The sequence below is a fragment of the Flavimarina sp. Hel_I_48 genome (genome assembly GCF_000733945.1).
Taxonomy (GTDB): Bacteria; Bacteroidota; Bacteroidia; order Flavobacteriales; family Flavobacteriaceae; genus Leeuwenhoekiella.
On sequence record NZ_JPOL01000002.1, the window covers coordinates 1,268,468 to 1,285,211 of the forward strand.

The following is a 16,744-nucleotide window of genomic DNA, read 5'->3' on the forward strand; positions in this document are numbered from 1 at the left end:
AAAAGAATGGATTTGTACCTTAAAGATTGCGTATATCTGCCCTAATAGCAATGGCTTCTTCAAAATCAGGGCTCGTAGCGATAGCTTTATCAATATATTCAAGTGCCAGGTTCTTATTGCCCAGGTTTCGGTAAATCTGTGCCAGACGGTAATACGCCCATTGCGTGGGCACGCCATCTTTGTAACTGTGGTTTGTTATATAATTCTGCAAACATGTTATCCCCAGTTGAGGCTCCATATCGTACTCTGCCGCTATCTTGCCTATTTGATAATTGAGCAAATTACGCTGGTGCTTTTCCAGGGATTTTTCGGCAGTTTTAATCGCCGCCTCGGGGCGGTCATTTTTTTCATAGAAAGTGGTCAGCTTCTCATAGGTATGTGGTGAACCACCTATTTCAATGGCCTGCTTGTAATATTTTTCGGCCGCTTCTTCGTTTTCATCGTACTCTTCTATATATCCTTTTGCAAGATAACCGTCTACTTCTGAAATTTGCTGAAGTTCATCTGCATACGTCTTCGCTTTTGAAGTACTTCCGCCTAAAATACCGGGCAGTTGCAGGTAAAGTTCAATGAGTGCCCACCGCGTTTCAATGTGTTTAGGGTCAAGATTCGCAGCAGCGGTAAAATGTTCCTTTATATCGCCTATGTACGTCAATGCACGGATGCGGCTTAGAGAAAGAGCTTTCATACCCAAGGCCCCACCGTACTTAAAATGATAATTTGCGTTTTTATCTTTTTCTTCAACAAGGTCTTTGTAAAATGAAATAGCTGTATCCCAGTCCTTATTATTTGAAGCAATATCCCCTAAATATTCACGTGTTTCCCTATGATCTGGATGCGTTTCTAAATAGTGCTGAAAAAGGGGTTTGGCTTCATTATATTTACCTTGATCAAAGTAAGCTTCTGCTTTGCTCAAAGTGGTGCTCTGAGCAGTCATTACGATAGGAAGCAAAAAAAACAAAAAAAGATTTTTCATAAGTGGTTGGGAGATTGCACCAAAGCTAAACAAAAAACACGCCACTATTCAACTGAAAATCAATACGTGTTGAAATGGTCAATTTTGTGGAGGGAACTTTTTAAAAACTTTTTCCATCAATTTCATAAAATACGCCTGGCGCTGTTGTGGATTCGCTTTTAATTTCACATTGCTATCACTAACTGCCTGCCAGATGAGCGCATCTTTTTCTGCATTGACCAGATTTATGGTAATGGTCCGGTGCAGTTCACGACCGCCCAGCGGAATCCCGCCGCCCACGCCTACACCTACATTTCCGCCGCCGCTGCCCACGCCAATTCCCAGTGTATTCCTGGAAGCTTGTTCATACTGATCACTAGAAACATCAATCAGCAAATCTGGGTTTTCACTAAGCGTATAGCCCCGGTTTTGGAGTATACTATCCGTTGCTTTCATGAGCCGGTTGAGATCCAGCTGGTTCATGCCTGCTTGCATCTCTTGGATGTAATTATAGGTTTTGAACATTTCAAAATTGGCCTGCTCATCGTAATCGTATGCCACTTTTATGCCTCCACAAGAAGCCAGCGTTCCTAGAAGCAAAAGTAAATAGATAGTTTTCATCGTTCTTTTTCTTTGTAAGATAACGGAAAAACAAAGCATTTAGTTTCAGCACAAAACTTTAAAAAGTCGCAAATCAAGGTATTATATGGAGGAAAAGAGCTGAAAACCAACCATTTTACCTGTTTTTTGACTTTTTAATTGCTATCTGAACCTTTTTTGTTCAGCATTTCCCAGAGTTTATCCTTCAATTCGGTAAGCCCTTTTTGAGCTACGGAAGAGATAAACAAATAGGTTATGGGAAGGCTTTTATCGAGTTCCTTGGCCAGTTCTGCTTTGAGTTCTTCATCAAGCATATCACTTTTTGTGATCGCGATCAGCCTGTCTTTATCCAGCAGTTCAGGATTGTATTTTTCAAGTTCGTTGAGCAAAATACCATACTGCTCACCAATATCCTTAGCATCTGCCGGGATCATAAAAAGCAATGTAGAATTGCGTTCTATATGGCGCAAAAAGCGGTGCCCCAGCCCTTTTCCTTCCGCAGCGCCCTCAATAATCCCGGGGATATCCGCCACGACAAAGGTTTTGAACTCGCGGTATTCTACAATACCCAGATTAGGTTTTAATGTGGTAAACTCATAGTTGGCAATTTTTGGCTTAGCCGCGGTGATCACGGAAAGCAGTGTGGATTTCCCTGCATTGGGGAAACCTACCAGGCCTACATCTGCTAAAATTTTGAGCTCAATGGTCACATCAACCTGCTGGCCTTCCATACCGGGCTGGGCGTATCGTGGGGTTTGATTTGTGGAAGATTTGAAGTGTGAATTTCCACGGCCGCCCATTCCACCTTCCGCAATAATATATTCCTCACCTTCTTCGGTAAGTTCTTTTAGTATTTCCGTAGTTTCCGTATCGCGTATCACGGTACCCAGGGGCACTTCTATATAAGAATCTGCTCCTTCTGCGCCGGTACTGGTCTGCTTACCACCGTTTGAACCATGCTCTGCCCTCAGGTGGCGCTTGAACTTAAGGTGCAAAAGCGTCCACATATTTGAAGTGGCACGCGCGATAACATGACCGCCACGGCCTCCATCACCACCGTCAGGACCACCTTTTGTCACAAACTTCTCGCGTCGCAGGTGCGCTGATCCCGCTCCACCATTACCAGAAGTAACGTGCATTACTACATAATCAACAAAATTGCCTTCGGTCATCTCACTCTTTTTTGATACTGAAAATTATAAATCCTGGCTAAAATAATTTTAAAGCCCCTCAATTACAGTGGCTAATCTAACGGTAATATCTTTGACATCACCCTCTCCATCAACACCATAATACTTATCCTGTTTCTCGTAGTAATCCTTTAAAATAGCAGTTTCTTTATAATAAACGGCGATTCTATTGGTAATTACAGCCTCATCTGCGTCATCTTTTCTACCTGAGGTTTTACCGCGCTCCAACAATCTTAAGATCAAAATTTTGTCTTCAACTTCAAGAGCGATCATTGCCGCAACCTCGGTATTTTTACTGGCTAAAAGTTCGTCAAGCGCCTGCGCCTGCGCGGTGGTACGCGGAAAACCATCAAAGATAAAACCCTTTGCCCCCACATTTTTCTCGACTTCGGCATTGAGCATTTTAATGGTCACTTCATCAGGCACCAGCTGCCCTTTATCCATAAAGGATTTTGCCAGCGTGCCCAGTTCTGTCTCGTTCTTTATATTGTACCGAAACACATCTCCGGTTGAAATGTGCACAAGATTGAATTTTTTCTTAAGGATTTCTGCTTGTGTCCCCTTCCCGGCTCCGGGAGGGCCAAACAATACCAGATTTGTCATTAGTCGGTTTTTTTTAGTTTATAAATTGCATTGAGGTTACGCCCCAAACCGTTGTAATCAAGGCCATAACCCACGATAAAATCATTCGGGATTTCCAGGCCGGCGTAATGTATTTTATATTCTTTAGTGTAAGCTTCAGGCTTAAAGAAAAGGGTGGCGATACTATAATTTGCAATGCCGCCGCCGGCGATCATATTGACCAACTTCTCTAGCGTGTTGCCGCTGTCTACAATGTCTTCCACGATTATAATTTCCTGATCTTCCAGGTCAAAATCCAGCGCCATGTGCGTCAGGACCTCACCGGTACTTTCTGTACCATCGTACGAACTCATTTTTACAAATTCCACACGGCAATCGCCTTCAAATCTACTGATTAATTCTGACGCGAAGCGGAATGCACCATTGAGCACCACCATAAAAATGGGGGATTTACCGGCATAAGCCGCATTGATCTCAACCGAAATCTTTTCAATCGCTTCGGTTATTGTCTTTTCCGAAATAGATTCTTCAAACGAAAGGTCATTTAATCGTATCATAATCAGTGAAGGTTGGGTTTTGGCGAAGATACACAATATTGCTTTGCAGAAAATACATAGATCGCTTTTAGGCCTATAAAACCCCATAATTTCACGTTAAACAAGTACCTTTGTCCCGATTAAAAAACGGACAAAAACAACCCGTTTTTGCCTAAAAATCGGCTAAAAATGAGACATTATTTTTCTACGGATTTTAAACTTGGGATTCTGGGAGGCGGCCAGCTCGGTAAAATGCTGTTGCAGGAAACCCGAAAATTTGATATACAAACCCACGTTCTCGATCCCAGCGCAGAAGCGCCTTCACGCTTTGCCTGCAACCATTTTGAGCAGGGCAGTTTACAGGATTTTGATACCGTTTACAACTTCGGGAAAAAAGTGGACGTGCTCACCTTTGAGATCGAGACCATAAACGTAGATGCGCTTGAAAAACTGCAGGCAGAAGGAGTGACCGTTTATCCTAGTCCGCAAACTTTGCGCGTGATTCAGGACAAAGGGATACAGAAGAATTTCTATACGGAAAAAAACATCCCCACGTCGCCCTTTTCGGTATATAATGACCTAAAAGCGCTTAAAAAAGACATCAAATCGCGTAAAATCGAACTTCCTTTTGTCTGGAAGAGCACCCAGGGCGGTTATGACGGCAAAGGCGTAAAGATCGTCAGGAAAGAAACAGACCTCCAGGAATTGCCAGATACAGTCTGTCTTGCCGAAAACCTGATTTCTTTTAAAAACGAACTTGCGGTTATCGTGGTACGCAATGCAGAAGGCCAGGTTAAAACGTATCCTGTTGTAGAAATGGAATTTCACCCGGAGGCCAATCAAGTAGAATATGTGATCTGCCCCGCCAGAATTTCTGACAAAGTAGCAAAAAGAGCGCGGGAAGTTGCCAAGAATGTTTCCGAAGCCTTTGAGCATGTGGGATTGCTCGCGGTAGAGCTTTTTCAGACCGAAGAGAATGAGATACTGGTAAACGAAGTTGCGCCGAGACCGCACAACAGCGGCCATTATAGCATAGAGGGAAGTTTTACCAGTCAGTTTGAAAACCACCTCCGTGCGATATTGAACCTCCCACTGGGAAATACGGATAGTAAAGTTGGCGCCGTCATGGTAAATCTCGTGGGTGCAGAAAACCACGAAGGACAGGTAGAATACAAACACATCGCAGAAATCCTGGCCATGAACGGTGTGACCCCGCATATCTACGGTAAAAAAATCACGCGTCCCTTCCGGAAAATGGGGCACGTTACGATAATAAACAAAGACCTGTCCGAAGCTAGGAAGATCGCCGAGAAAGTAAAAGGGACGATTAAGGTGGTGTCGTCCCCCTAAAAATCCCCCTAACCCCCGAAGGGGGGATCAACGCTTAATGTTCTCAACTGAGATGAATTTTTAAAAACATATAACCGCCCCCCTTATAAGCTCCCCCTTCGGGGGCTGGGGGGAATAAATAATAATAAAATGAGCGTAGCAATAATCATGGGAAGTACAAGCGATCTGCCGGTAATGCAGGACGCTATTGATGTTTTAAAAGAATTTGGAATCCAGACCGAAGTAGATATCGTTTCTGCTCACCGTACGCCCGAAAAACTTTTCGATTATGGTAAAAATGCGCACGAACGCGGCATACAGGTTATTATCGCCGGTGCCGGGGGTGCAGCACATTTGCCGGGTATGATTGCATCCCTCTCCCCGCTTCCCGTGATTGGTGTGCCGGTAAAATCGAGGAATTCAATTGACGGTTGGGATTCTGTGCTTTCTATTTTACAGATGCCGGGCGGAGTGCCCGTTGCGACCGTTGCCCTCGATGGTGCCAAAAATGCAGGGATACTCGCGGCACAGATTTTGGGTGCTTCCAACAAAGAAATCCAGCAGAAAATCGTGGATTATAAAGATGGATTAAAGAATAAGGTTATTGAAGGGGCAGAATCCTTGAAAAATAGCTGAATTAGGATGAAATTGACCAGGTTTTGACCTTTTTTTGAATCAATTTTGGGCATCTCCTGGCGTTTATTTCCATTTATAAGCGAAGTCAGTTCGAGTGCGCGACGGTAGGAGCGTGTATCGAGAACTCTTTCACAACGGAATTATTTTTCACAAAACGAATTGATTCAAAAACACTTCTCGATACATTTTTAATTTCCGCTGTCGCTTCAATTAAAACACTCGAAGCGACAAAGATATTTTCACCATAAAATCTAAAATACATGTCGAATATACTAATGGAGGCTTTTAACGAAGCTCCTTTTTCTCAAATAAAAACCGAAGATTATCAACCTGCGATAGAAGCTGCGATAGAAAAGGCTCGAGAGGAAATTGATGCCATCGTGAACCATCCTGATGCGCCCACTTTTGAAAACACCATTGAGGCCCTTGACTACGCAGGGTACCAACTGGAGCGCGTGACCAGCATTTTTTTCAATATAAACAGCGCAGAAACCAACGAGGAAATTCAAAAAATAGCACAGGAAATCTCCCCAAAACTTTCTGAATTTTCAAACGATATTACACTTAATGAAGCTTTGTTTAAAAGAGTAAAAGCAGTTTACGACGATCGTAAAAACCTGGAGCTCACTCCTGAACAAGGCACCTTGTTGGACAAAAAATACAAAGGCTTTTCACGCAATGGAGCAAACCTTCCGGAAGATAAAAAATCCCGCTTGCGCGAAATTGACGCTGAACTTTCTAAATTAAAGCTCAGTTTTGGTGAAAATGTTTTGGCTGAAACCAATAAATACGAACTGCACCTCAGCGATGAAAAAGACCTTGCCGGACTTCCTGAATACGCTAAAGAAGGCGCTGCTCAGACCGCTAAGGAAAAAGATAAAACCGGTTATGTGATTACCCTTGAATATCCCAGCTATATTCCGTTTATGAAATATGCCGAAAACAGGGAATTACGCAAAGAACTTTCCATTGCCTTTGGCGCAAAAGGTTTTCATGGCGACGCGCTTGATAATCAGGAAAACGTACTAAAGATTGCAAAACTACGGCAGGAACGTGCGGTTCTGCTGGGTTATAAAACCCATGCACATTTCGTTCTCGAAGAACGCATGGCTAAAAGTCCGCAGCAGGTGGAGAATTTTCTGGATGAAATGCTGAAAAAAGCAAAACCCGCTGCCGAGCGTGAATTTAGCCAACTGGAGAATTTTGCCAAAGAGCTGGACGGGATTGACCGTTTAGAAAAATGGGACAGTGCTTATTATTCGGAAAAACTAAAGCAAAAACTTTTTGATCTCGACGATGAAAAGCTGAAACCTTATTTTGAGCTAAAAAATGTCATCAACGGCGTTTTTAGCGTAGCAGAAAAACTTTACGGATTACATTTTAAAGAAGTAGATTCCATCGAAAAATACCATAAAGACGTTAAAACCTACCGTGTTTATGATGAAAATGACGCTTTTATAGCGGTTTTTTACGCAGATTTTCACCCGCGTGCCGGCAAACGTGGCGGCGCGTGGATGACCTCATACAAATCCCAAATGGTAAAAGATGGAAAAAACGAGCGCCCGCATATTTCCATTGTTTGCAATTTTACTAAACCAACCGCAAAAACACCTTCGCTGCTAACGTTCAACGAAGTAACCACACTTTTTCACGAGTTTGGTCATGCATTGCATGGTATGCTGGCAGATACGGTTTATCCCAGCCTTTCAAGTCCTAATGTGTATTGGGATTTTGTGGAGCTTCCCAGCCAGATTTTAGAAAATTGGTGCTATGAGCCAGAAGCGCTTGCCCTTTTTGCGACACACTACGAGACTGGTGAGAAAATCGCAATGCAACTTATTGAGCGCATTAAAAAAGCGGCCAACTTTCAGGAGGGGATACAAACCTTGCGACAACTCAGTTTTGGCCAACTTGATATGGCGTGGCATGGTATAGACCCAGGCAATGTTCAAAGTGTGCAAGCGCATGAAGATGCCGCTTTCGCAGATACTAAACTTTATCCCGACGTCGCGGAAAACTGCATGAGCACTTCCTTTTCGCATATTTTTCAGGGCGGTTATTCTTCAGGATATTATTCCTATAAATGGGCAGAAGTGCTTGATGCGGATGCTTTCGCCTACTTTAAAGAAAATGGGATCTTTAACAAGGAAATCGCGGATAAGTTTAAAAAACATGTACTTTCACAAGGGGGAACGGAAGATCCTATGGTTCTTTATAAACGTTTCCGCGGCAGCGAACCCAATCCAGAAGCGCTTTTAGAAAGAGCGGGATTGCTTGACAAATAAGCCTGATAGCCCTGTTTAAATATTATGGCGTAACAATTGTCTTATATTTAAGACAAATAGATTTATAAAGGGCTATCTTCCTTAAAAATTTCCTTAGAATGGATACATGTAAAAAATGTAAGAATGAGCTCGGTTTCTGGCAGGTACTTAAGAGTTTCTGGCTCAATTACAGATCAATAAAATGTTTCTTTTGCGGTGCGGTACAGCAACATGCAGATCGCAATAAAGTAGTGGGCGGAGCGGTCATTTTTCTTACTTTGCTTTTTACTGCAAGGCTGCTGTTTACCGGGGAATTCAACGAAATGATCCTCCTGGGGTATCTTTTTGTTACCGCGTTTACAGGGATTATTTTCTCTCTGGGCGCTGTTCCTTTTTTAAGGTTCAACATTTTACAAACCCAGCGATTTGATAATAAAAGAAACCGTTAATAAGAAATTTCACTTTTTAACTTTTATTTTTTTCTTCAATCCATTTACTCATAAATTTAGTTGCCTGGAGGGATTGATGCCTTAGCATTGATCCCGTAAAGTTATTTAGCCGGTGCGCTTCTAAACTATTTTGCAATTCTTCTATATGTTGCCTCAAAATAGGTGACCAATGTTGCGCTAAAAATCGATTATTGACTATTTTTTGACCGTTTTTCTGGGCTTTTTGCCATTTTTCTTCTTCGGTATACAACGTTATTGCAGCTGCTGCAAAGTTTTCTGCCGTATTTTCTATACTCCCGTTAAACTCAAAATCACCTTGCATTCCTTCTGCCCCTATGGAAGTTGTCACACAAGGGGTTCCGTATTGCATCGCTTCTAATATTTTGCCCTTAAGTCCCGCACCTATACGTAATGCGGCAAGGCAAACCCTTGAATTTTTAAAGACCTCCTGAGAATTCTCCACATACCCGTGAATCAAGAATCCGTCTTTTTTATTCTGTAATTGTTCTACCTTGGCGGAAGGATACGCGCCGTAAATATGCAGCACGGCTTGCGGGAGTTTCTGCCTGATAAGCGGCCAGATTTCTTCTTTTAAATATAGCACGCCGTCATAATTGGGCAAATGTTTAAAATTACCGATGGTCATAAAATCGGTTCGCGCTTCAAAAGGTTTCCAATCTGCAACCTCCTCATCACTTATTTTTTCAACCATAAACGGGAGATAAAGCAACAAACTTTTAGGTACACTAAAAAAACCCTGCAGCAATTCCATTTCCACCTCAGATATGATTAGGGAAAGATCGCAACGATATATACTGGCGATTTCCCGTTTTGCAGTATCGTTGATAAGATACTCATTCGTAGATGGTTGTTTCTTTTTTAAAGCTTCTGCCCTTGCATTTCGCAGGCCGTGCAGATCTTCCGTATCAAGTATGCGCAGCGCGTCAGGACAGTTTTCGGCAATGCGCCAGCCAAATTGCTCTTCGACCATAAAGCGGTCGTATACTACCACCTTTGGATTCAAGGCTTTTACAAATGCGTCAAACCCACTGTCATTCAGTTTTATCTCATGTGTTTTAACGGTCAACGATTGCAGCTCATAAGAGCGGGCACCCTGTTGTGCCGTGCTGGCAAAATGAACTTCTCCTCCTGCTTCTGCAAATACATTAATAATTTGTAACATACGGCTGCCCGCAGCAGATGAACTGGGCTCTGGCCAGACGTGACCTATGATCAATACTTTCATGTCGTAAAGGTAAAACATTCTATTTTTGAAGAGAAAATGAAATTAACTCTGATTTATTATTGAAGTCAGTAGCTTTGTACTATATTTTCAATTATGGAATTTAGAGAAGCAAAAAGTAAATTTTTAGACGCCTGGGGCGATCTGGGCAATAAATGGGGAATCAATAAAACCATGGCTCAGATTCATGCATTGCTCATGATTTCACCCACGTCACTTTCTATGGACGAGATTATGGAAGAGCTTGATATCTCCCGTGGAAATACAAGTATGAACCTTCGTGCGCTTATAGACTGGGGCTTGATCTACAAAGAATATAAAGCAGGGGAACGCCGTGAATATTTTGCGGCAGAACAGGATGTTGACCAGATGGCGCGTAAAGTAGCCGAAGAGCGCAGCAGGCGCGAGATCAAGCCCACCATTGAAGTTTTGCAGAGCATACAGCAAGTGGATAACGATCATTCTGCCGAAGCCAGACAGTTCACAGCAAAAACCAAGCAACTTTATGACTTTATAAGCGATGCAGATCATATGCTTGAAAAACTGGTGAACCAAAAAGAAAACTGGATCACCAAGACCATAATGAAGTTGATGCGCTAAGGCTCTTTATATAAAAAGCGCTACTTCCAGTAAGTGTTCATTTACCTTAAGTTCCATTTTCGCTCATAAGTTTAATTATGCGGTTACGTATTGCTCTTTTTCTTTTAGTACCACAATTTTTTTCAGCTCAGGCAATAAGCCCTGTATTGCTGCAACAGCAGGAACTCCTAGCAGAAACATTTGTGGGGGCAGATAAATATGGAAATCTGTACACCACGACACAGCGCGTATTTTATAAAATTTCAGAAAAGAAAACGTTTCAATTTAGCGACCTCCAACTTGGCCCCATAAGCAGCGTAGATCTAATAAATCCGCTACGGATTACCGTTTTTTATGATCAATTCAATACCGCAGTAATTTTAGACAATACGCTAAATGAAATTACGAGGATTGATTTTAATCAAAACGGGGATTTTAAAAACATTAGTCATGCGCGTACCGCAAGTGATAGGCGCTTATGGATTTTTAACGTTGACCTGCAACAATTAGAACTTTACGATTATCAGTCCAAACGCGTGGTTGCGACATCTCCCCCATTTAGTGATACGGCAACGGCCATGACCAGCAATTTTAATACGTGCTATGTATTCACACGTAACGGCCTAAAAGTGTTCAACAACTATGGCAGCCTTTTGAAGACAACACCTGTTAACGGAGTCTCCCAGGCTTTTTTGAATAAGGAGACCCTCCTGGTTCAGCAGGATAAAAAGATCCTGCTTTTACCTGAAGGTGTATTGGATTTCAAGGATGTGAATTTGGTCGAAAAGCAGTTCAAACAGTTGTTTTACGCTAATGAAATCCTTTATATTTACGACGGGGCATTTTTAAGAACCTACACTCTTAAACTATCTAAAAACTAAGCATGCACGTAGCGATCGCCGGCAACATAGGTGCCGGAAAAACCACTTTAACGCGCCTACTGGGCAAACATTTTAAATGGCAACCTCAATTTGAGGACGTTGTGGACAATCCCTACCTTGACGATTTCTACAATGAGATGGAACGCTGGTCCTTCAACCTACAGATTTATTTTTTAAACAGTCGTTTTAGGCAATTGCTACAAATACAGGAAGGTGGCAATGATGTGATTCAGGACCGTACGATCTATGAGGATGCTTTCATTTTTGCGCCAAACCTACATGCAATGGGATTGCTTACGAACCGGGATTTTAAAAATTACAGTTCACTGTTTGAATTGATGGAAAGCGTGGTTGCCCCTCCAGATCTGCTTATTTATCTGCGCAGTAGCATCCCAAATCTTGTAAAACAGATCCATAAACGAGGCCGCGATTATGAAGCGAGCATCAGCATAGATTATTTAAGCAGGCTCAATGAACGTTATGAAGCATGGATTCATGGTTATGACAAAGGAAATCTGCTCATCATTGATGTCGACAAAATAGATTTTGTCGATAACCCTGAGGATCTGGGTGATATCATCAACCGTATCGATGCACAGATCAACGGACTCTTTTAGCTCATAACTTCCGTTTTTCTTTAAATCCTTTATGGAATAGTCTGTTTCAAAAAACGACTTTTAAAAGATTTCCTTTCCAATAGTGCCCTGTCAACTACTTCTGAAAAGTACTCTTATTAAGTCAAAACCCCTTAAAATTAGATTTTTCTCCTAAAATATTGAACAAAAATAAATGCTTTCCCTAAAAATTTCAATAGGATCGCTATCTTTAGTAACAGCATTATTTATTCCCCACTTTAGATTTTTAAACAAGCAGCGAGACTGAATCTGTTCAGGATTTAGCCTCAATTCAGTAATAGGGTGCGGTGCTGTAACTTTAAACCTTAGGATATGAAAATCTGTTATGTAGTAAGCAATATAAAAAGCGAACGCTGCGGCACCACACTGGTACTAATGAAAAAAGCCCATGAACGCGGCCATACAGTTTACGTCATGAACGTGGGTGGCTTTAATTTCATGCAGGGATCACCCATTTGCATTTGCTGTAAAATGGTTCCTGAGAATTTTGATTACGAAAGTGAAGAGGACTTTCTCGCAAAAATGAAAACCGATGCGATCCCTTGGAAAATGCTTGATTCAGCAGAACTTGACGTCATGTTCTTGCGGAATAACCCTACCGAAGAAACGATAGACCGACACTGGGCAGAACGTTCTGGCCTTGCCTTTGCCCGGTTAGTGCAGCAACAGGGAGTATTAGTCCTCAACGATGCGAATTCCATGTCGCATTCCTTTATTGATAAATTGTATTTTGAGGAACTTCCAGAACTCATCAAACCCGACAGCCTTATTACCAGGGATAAAACCGCGATCATTGATTTTTGGGAAAAATCTGGAAAAAAAATTGTCCTCAAACCCCTTGAAGGTTCTGGAGGCAAGAACATTTACCTGATTGATGAGCACAGGAGCAATTTTAATCAAATTATCAAAACACTTACTGAAAAAGGCTATATCATCGCCCAGAAATTTCTGCCCGAAGTAAGCGAGGGCGATGTGCGTGTGCTGGTAATGAACGGTAAAATTCTAGAAAAAGATGGCGTTCCGGCAATTATGCGCAGGGTTAATAAGGATGAATCAGAGTTTAGGAGCAATGTTTCGCTGGGCGGAAAAACGGTAAAGGCAGAATTGACCCCGTCCATGGAACGCATTGTCGCCCTTACCGCCCCAAAATTGATAAGAGATGGATTCTTTTTTGTTGGTCTTGACATCGTAAAGGACAAACTAATTGAAATCAATGTCATGAGTCCCGGCGGACTCTATTATGGCGGGAAATTGGGCCTTCCGGAATTTGGGGATACCGTAATTGAAGCCATTGAGCGCAAAGTTGAATACAAAGCATTGCACAAGGACAATTTCAGCAATAAAATGCTTGCCACCATGGATTGAGGTAGGGCAAAATCCACCTTAGAACCCTCAAAAACTACCCTAAAAACGTATAAAATACCTAAAATTCAACACTTTTGGATCAGAAAATAGACCGCATACTGGGAACTTACAGTTCAGGAAAAAAAGGTCCGCTACTTTTTTTAAGTGGGGGCATTCATGGTAATGAACCCAGTGGCGTGGAAGCAATCCTAAAAGTTTTTAACCAACTTAAAAAAGATAAACCTCAGATCGCGGGTACGGTTGTGGGCGTTTCCGGAAACAAGATAGCGCTCAACAAAGGTACGCGTTACATTGAAGAAGACCTCAACCGCTCCTGGACCGAAGAGAATATTCGTTTGAAGAAAAAAAATTCCAGCGAACAAAAGCAAATGTTCGAAATTATAGATGTTTTACAAAAGTATCCCGCTGAAGCTTTTACAAAGCGTTACTTTCTGGACTGCCACACAACATCCTCTGCGAGTCTTCCCTATATTTCCGTACAGGTCGTTAATGAAAATGATGAGTGGGCACACCGTTTTCCACCTTATATTATACGTGGGTTTTCTGACATTGTTTACGGTTGCATAGATCATTACCTAAGCAGAATAGGTGTAACGGGATTCGTTTTTGAAGGCGGCAGACATGATAGTCCGCATGCGGTTGAAAATCACGAGGGCATGATCTGGATAGCACTTGAAAAAGCCTGCGATCTTGATCTAAAATCACTTTCGGAAATGCCAAAATCGATTGGAAAAATTAATAATAGTCAAAAAGACCAAAAGACTTTTGAAATTGTTCATCGTTTCGGGCTAGAGGATGGAGATACATTCTCAATGGAACCCGGTTATGAAAATTTTCAGAAAATCAAAAAAGGAGAGTTGTTGGCTATTTGCAACAATAAAGAAATACGGAGTAGCTGGGATGCACGCATCTTTATGCCATTATATCAAGATCAGGGAAATGACGGCTTTTTTGTGATTAAGGAAGTGGAATCCTAAAGATAAATTGGTATTTACTTTTTTATCACTTTTCGGTATTTTCAAAACAAAAAAAACCCTTTTCATTAAAAAAGGGCTTTCGTTCTATTACGTAAGGGAATCTTAATCCTTAAATAGCATAGGCGCAAAGTCAGAAAGATAGACGCGCCAGTTCCTCCAGATATGGCCACCGTCACTTTCCACATATTCGTAGGGCATACCCATCGCATCCAGTTTAGCCCGGTATTCTTCATTTGCTTTATATAGAAAATCCTTTTTCCCAATAGCGATCCAATAAAGCTTATAGCCGTTATCCATCTGAGTTTTCAGCGTTTCATCAAAATTACTGTAAACCCCTTTACCGCTTTTATCATCGCGAGGCATGATCGCCGCCGAAAACAAACCGATATAATCAAAAGTATCTGGGTATATGCGGGAAATATGCAAACTATGGTATCCACCCATAGAAAGACCTGCGATCGCACGATTTGCTTTATCTGCTTTTACACGGTAATTAGACTCAACAAAATCAATAATATCCTTAAAGTTCGCTTCATATTTACCATTCATCGTTTCTGGCGTCATAAACTGCGGAGTATAATATCCTTCGCTACCAGCACCCGGCGCAGCATCTTGCCCCACGTTTCCGTTTGGCATTACTACAATCATTGGCTTCGCCCTACCTTCAGCAATAAGATTATCAAGAATCTGAGCTGTACGGCCCAAGGACAACCATGCTTCTTCATCACCTCCCGCACCATGTAGTAGATACAAAACTGGATACTCCTCAGTCGAATTTTCATATCCTGGCGGGGTATAAATTGAAATTTTACGTTCTTTTTCTAAACCGGGAGAATCATACCAGCGACTGGCAACGGTACCATGAGGTACATCCTGTACGCGGTAGAGATCAGCCTGTTTACCGGGAACGATAAAGATATTTGTCACCGAAGCCACATCGCGAATCAAAAATGGATTTGCGGGATCTGTGGTTTTGAAGCCATCTACGATGAAAGAATAACTGTACAATTCGGGATCAAGGGGTTCAGTCTCAAAAACCCAGACACTGTCTTTTTCCTGAATAAGGTTTACTTTGCCCGGGCCATCCATCTGCCCCATAGGGGTATCTACTTTTTCGCTTGGCAGAAAATCGCCGGTCACCTGTACAGCGTCTGCATTAGGTGCGTTTAACCTAAACGTTACCGAATTATCTTCGTTAAGCTCTGGCGAACTTACCTGCTGCCCCCCGAATAATGCTTCTTGCGCCTGAGTAAAAGTTGCTATAAAAAGGAGTGCAACTACTATATGGTTTTTCATAAATATTAAATTGGTTATTCTCAAATATAAAGATTAACAAACTCTATATTCCATATTAGTTATTATTCCTTGTATAATTTTAAGGGAAGCCATATATTCTTTAATTCTAAAGAATGAAGAAACCTTGCAGTTAAATTCAGATTTAAGAAATCAGTCCTAATTCTCGTGCGTGATCCTCTGCAACCTTGCTTTCTTTAACCAATTAAGCAGGTGTATCCACAAAATTTTCCAGCAGGCCGCTCACCCGAAACATACGCTTCTTATGATTCACACTGCGTAGGTAAATTGCCTTGATACGCTCTGGAAATTCTTCTGCAATCTCAATATAAATATCCGCATCGTGTTCCCCACTGTCACCTATAAGTACAAAATTAAGCTTTGGGTAGGTTTTTAAAATATTACGTATTTCATGTTGTTTGTGGGGCTTTTCAGGAACTGGTGTTTTATCAAAAGGCGTACGGAAATCACGTAACAAAATGGGCCCTTTCGGGAAATTGTTATGCTTTATGAAAGCTTCAAGGTAGTGATAGAGATTCCATGGGCTGTTACTCACATAAAAAATAGGGTTAGATGCTTTACCAGACTTTCCTATATGTAATTTTTGATAAAGGCTTGCCGCACCTTTTAATGGCGTTCGGTTACCCACTCCTTTAGAAAGGGTATTGATAATCACTCTCCACTTCATCAGTGAGGCCACGCCAGTCTGTAAGATTGTGTCATCTATATCGCTGATCACCCCATATTCTGCATTTTTCTCAGGGATAAGCATCTGAGCAGGAAACTTATTATCATTAAGAATCACACGATCATGCCTATTTCCCTCATATGACAATTGCATGTTCAACCATCCCTGGTCATTAGTCAACTCCTCGAGATTTTCAGAAGTAATATCTATTTTGTAATAGCCGTCTGTATTGGTTTCCGTATAAAAAACACGGTTGTCTGGTAATCTCACCTTTAGCTTTGCGCCCGGCAACTCATCACTTCTAAATTGTTTATACGCATTTTTAAGTGCGTTGTAAACACCCTTTTTCTTAAGGTTTACACCTTCAAACTCAAGGGCGCGGCCCAGGGCGTACAAATGATCCTGCGTTCCATAACTTTGATAGCCATGTATTTGCAATGGGTCCTTATCATGTAAACCAAAGCGTTGTAGAATTTCCTTAAACATGTTATGATCTTAGAAGCATGGCTTGCCATACAATTCTGGAAAAGATAAATTTTTAA

At 41.7% G+C, this 16,744-nt stretch carries 17 protein-coding genes; 9 read left to right on the top strand and 8 right to left on the bottom strand.

The features are described 5' to 3' along the window. Positions 1-19 precede the first annotated feature (19 nt). The 5 genes from P162_RS05710 to P162_RS05730 all read right to left on the bottom strand — a co-directional run bounded on the left by P162_RS05710 (position 20) and on the right by P162_RS05730 (position 3,884). Entirely contained in the window at positions 20-976 is a 957-nt protein-coding gene (locus P162_RS05710) for a tetratricopeptide repeat protein (protein WP_031426285.1), read from the bottom strand. 78 nt (positions 977-1,054) lie between these two features. After that, the gene (locus P162_RS05715; RefSeq protein WP_031426286.1) at positions 1,055-1,576 is read right to left on the bottom strand and encodes a DUF4136 domain-containing protein; all 522 of its coding nucleotides are present in this window, start codon (positions 1,574-1,576) and stop codon (positions 1,055-1,057) included. A 134-nt stretch (positions 1,577-1,710) separates the two neighbouring features. After that, on the bottom strand, positions 1,711-2,727 hold the full coding sequence (gene obgE / locus P162_RS05720) for a GTPase ObgE (protein ID WP_031426287.1): 1,017 nt from the start codon (positions 2,725-2,727) through the stop codon (positions 1,711-1,713). A 48-nt stretch (positions 2,728-2,775) separates the two neighbouring features. Further along, positions 2,776-3,348, bottom strand: a complete 573-nt coding sequence (locus tag P162_RS05725) for an adenylate kinase (protein WP_031426288.1) — start codon at positions 3,346-3,348, stop codon at positions 2,776-2,778. Next, the gene (locus P162_RS05730; RefSeq protein ID WP_031426289.1) at positions 3,348-3,884 is read right to left on the bottom strand and encodes a phosphoribosyltransferase; all 537 of its coding nucleotides are present in this window, start codon (positions 3,882-3,884) and stop codon (positions 3,348-3,350) included. Before P162_RS05730 ends, P162_RS05725 begins: the two co-directional genes overlap by 1 nt. Positions 3,885-4,052: 168 nt before the next feature. On the opposite strand from P162_RS05730, the gene P162_RS05735 reads away from it, so the two are divergent. The 4 genes from P162_RS05735 to P162_RS05750 all read left to right on the top strand — a co-directional run bounded on the left by P162_RS05735 (position 4,053) and on the right by P162_RS05750 (position 8,541). Continuing rightward, positions 4,053-5,213 (top strand): 5-(carboxyamino)imidazole ribonucleotide synthase, encoded by a 1,161-nt coding sequence (locus tag P162_RS05735; protein ID WP_031426290.1) that lies wholly within the window; start codon positions 4,053-4,055, stop codon positions 5,211-5,213. A gap of 129 nt (positions 5,214-5,342) precedes the next feature. Further along, positions 5,343-5,828 (top strand): 5-(carboxyamino)imidazole ribonucleotide mutase, encoded by a 486-nt coding sequence (purE, locus tag P162_RS05740; protein ID WP_031426291.1) that lies wholly within the window; start codon positions 5,343-5,345, stop codon positions 5,826-5,828. Positions 5,829-6,088: 260 nt separating this feature from the next. Then, positions 6,089-8,113: a M3 family metallopeptidase gene (locus P162_RS05745; RefSeq protein ID WP_031426292.1), complete on the top strand. Its 2,025-nt coding sequence runs from the start codon at positions 6,089-6,091 to the stop codon at positions 8,111-8,113. Positions 8,114-8,211: 98 nt separating this feature from the next. Next, positions 8,212-8,541, top strand: coding sequence for a TIGR04104 family putative zinc finger protein (locus P162_RS05750; RefSeq protein ID WP_031426293.1), 330 nt, complete (start codon positions 8,212-8,214; stop codon positions 8,539-8,541). 16 nt (positions 8,542-8,557) lie between these two features. On the opposite strand, the gene P162_RS05755 is transcribed toward P162_RS05750, so the two are convergent. After that, the gene (locus P162_RS05755) at positions 8,558-9,805 is read right to left on the bottom strand and encodes a glycosyltransferase (protein ID WP_241077735.1); all 1,248 of its coding nucleotides are present in this window, start codon (positions 9,803-9,805) and stop codon (positions 8,558-8,560) included. Positions 9,806-9,880: 75 nt separating this feature from the next. Between P162_RS05755 and P162_RS05760 the strand changes: the two genes are divergently transcribed. From P162_RS05760 to P162_RS05780, 5 genes are all read left to right on the top strand, one after another. Then, complete coding sequence (locus tag P162_RS05760; protein WP_031426295.1) at positions 9,881-10,384, top strand: GbsR/MarR family transcriptional regulator; 504 nt, start codon at positions 9,881-9,883, stop codon at positions 10,382-10,384. A 77-nt stretch (positions 10,385-10,461) separates the two neighbouring features. Beyond that, positions 10,462-11,244 (top strand): hypothetical protein, encoded by a 783-nt coding sequence (locus P162_RS05765; protein ID WP_051907795.1) that lies wholly within the window; start codon positions 10,462-10,464, stop codon positions 11,242-11,244. Between the two features lie 2 nt (positions 11,245-11,246). Then, positions 11,247-11,861, top strand: a complete 615-nt coding sequence (locus tag P162_RS05770; RefSeq protein ID WP_031426297.1) for a deoxynucleoside kinase — start codon at positions 11,247-11,249, stop codon at positions 11,859-11,861. 330 nt (positions 11,862-12,191) lie between these two features. Next, complete coding sequence (locus tag P162_RS05775; protein WP_031426298.1) at positions 12,192-13,244, top strand: glutathione synthetase; 1,053 nt, start codon at positions 12,192-12,194, stop codon at positions 13,242-13,244. Positions 13,245-13,318: 74 nt separating this feature from the next. Continuing rightward, a complete protein-coding gene (locus P162_RS05780; protein WP_031426299.1) occupies positions 13,319-14,221 on the top strand; it encodes a succinylglutamate desuccinylase/aspartoacylase family protein in 903 nt (300 codons plus the stop codon). A gap of 102 nt (positions 14,222-14,323) precedes the next feature. Here the strand turns inward: P162_RS05780 and P162_RS05785 are convergent, their stop codons facing one another. Then, the gene (locus tag P162_RS05785; protein WP_031426300.1) at positions 14,324-15,517 is read right to left on the bottom strand and encodes an esterase; all 1,194 of its coding nucleotides are present in this window, start codon (positions 15,515-15,517) and stop codon (positions 14,324-14,326) included. 202 nt (positions 15,518-15,719) lie between these two features. Then, the gene (locus P162_RS05790) at positions 15,720-16,688 is read right to left on the bottom strand and encodes an App1 family protein (protein ID WP_051907796.1); all 969 of its coding nucleotides are present in this window, start codon (positions 16,686-16,688) and stop codon (positions 15,720-15,722) included. Between the last annotated feature and the right edge of the window lie 56 nt (positions 16,689-16,744).

Bases quoted from the DNA above. Each gene is read 5' to 3' on its own strand.
- P162_RS05770 (WP_031426297.1), top strand. From the start codon at position 11,247: ATGCACGTAGCGATCGCCGGCAACATAGGTGCCGGAAAAACCACTTTA.
- P162_RS05715 (WP_031426286.1), bottom strand. From the start codon at position 1,576: ATGAAAACTATCTATTTACTTTTGCTTCTAGGAACGCTGGCTTCTTGT.
- P162_RS05760 (WP_031426295.1), top strand. From the start codon at position 9,881: ATGGAATTTAGAGAAGCAAAAAGTAAATTTTTAGACGCCTGGGGCGAT.
- P162_RS05765 (WP_051907795.1), top strand. From the start codon at position 10,462: ATGCGGTTACGTATTGCTCTTTTTCTTTTAGTACCACAATTTTTTTCA.
- P162_RS05710 (WP_031426285.1), bottom strand. From the start codon at position 976: ATGAAAAATCTTTTTTTGTTTTTTTTGCTTCCTATCGTAATGACTGCT.
- P162_RS05775 (WP_031426298.1), top strand. From the start codon at position 12,192: ATGAAAATCTGTTATGTAGTAAGCAATATAAAAAGCGAACGCTGCGGC.
- P162_RS05750 (WP_031426293.1), top strand. From the start codon at position 8,212: ATGGATACATGTAAAAAATGTAAGAATGAGCTCGGTTTCTGGCAGGTA.
- obgE (WP_031426287.1), bottom strand. From the start codon at position 2,727: ATGACCGAAGGCAATTTTGTTGATTATGTAGTAATGCACGTTACTTCT.
- P162_RS05725 (WP_031426288.1), bottom strand. From the start codon at position 3,348: ATGACAAATCTGGTATTGTTTGGCCCTCCCGGAGCCGGGAAGGGGACA.
- P162_RS05735 (WP_031426290.1), top strand. From the start codon at position 4,053: ATGAGACATTATTTTTCTACGGATTTTAAACTTGGGATTCTGGGAGGC.
- P162_RS05745 (WP_031426292.1), top strand. From the start codon at position 6,089: ATGTCGAATATACTAATGGAGGCTTTTAACGAAGCTCCTTTTTCTCAA.
- P162_RS05755 (WP_241077735.1), bottom strand. From the start codon at position 9,805: ATGTTTTACCTTTACGACATGAAAGTATTGATCATAGGTCACGTCTGG.
- purE (WP_031426291.1), top strand. From the start codon at position 5,343: ATGAGCGTAGCAATAATCATGGGAAGTACAAGCGATCTGCCGGTAATG.
- P162_RS05730 (WP_031426289.1), bottom strand. From the start codon at position 3,884: ATGATACGATTAAATGACCTTTCGTTTGAAGAATCTATTTCGGAAAAG.
- P162_RS05790 (WP_051907796.1), bottom strand. From the start codon at position 16,688: ATGTTTAAGGAAATTCTACAACGCTTTGGTTTACATGATAAGGACCCA.
- P162_RS05785 (WP_031426300.1), bottom strand. From the start codon at position 15,517: ATGAAAAACCATATAGTAGTTGCACTCCTTTTTATAGCAACTTTTACT.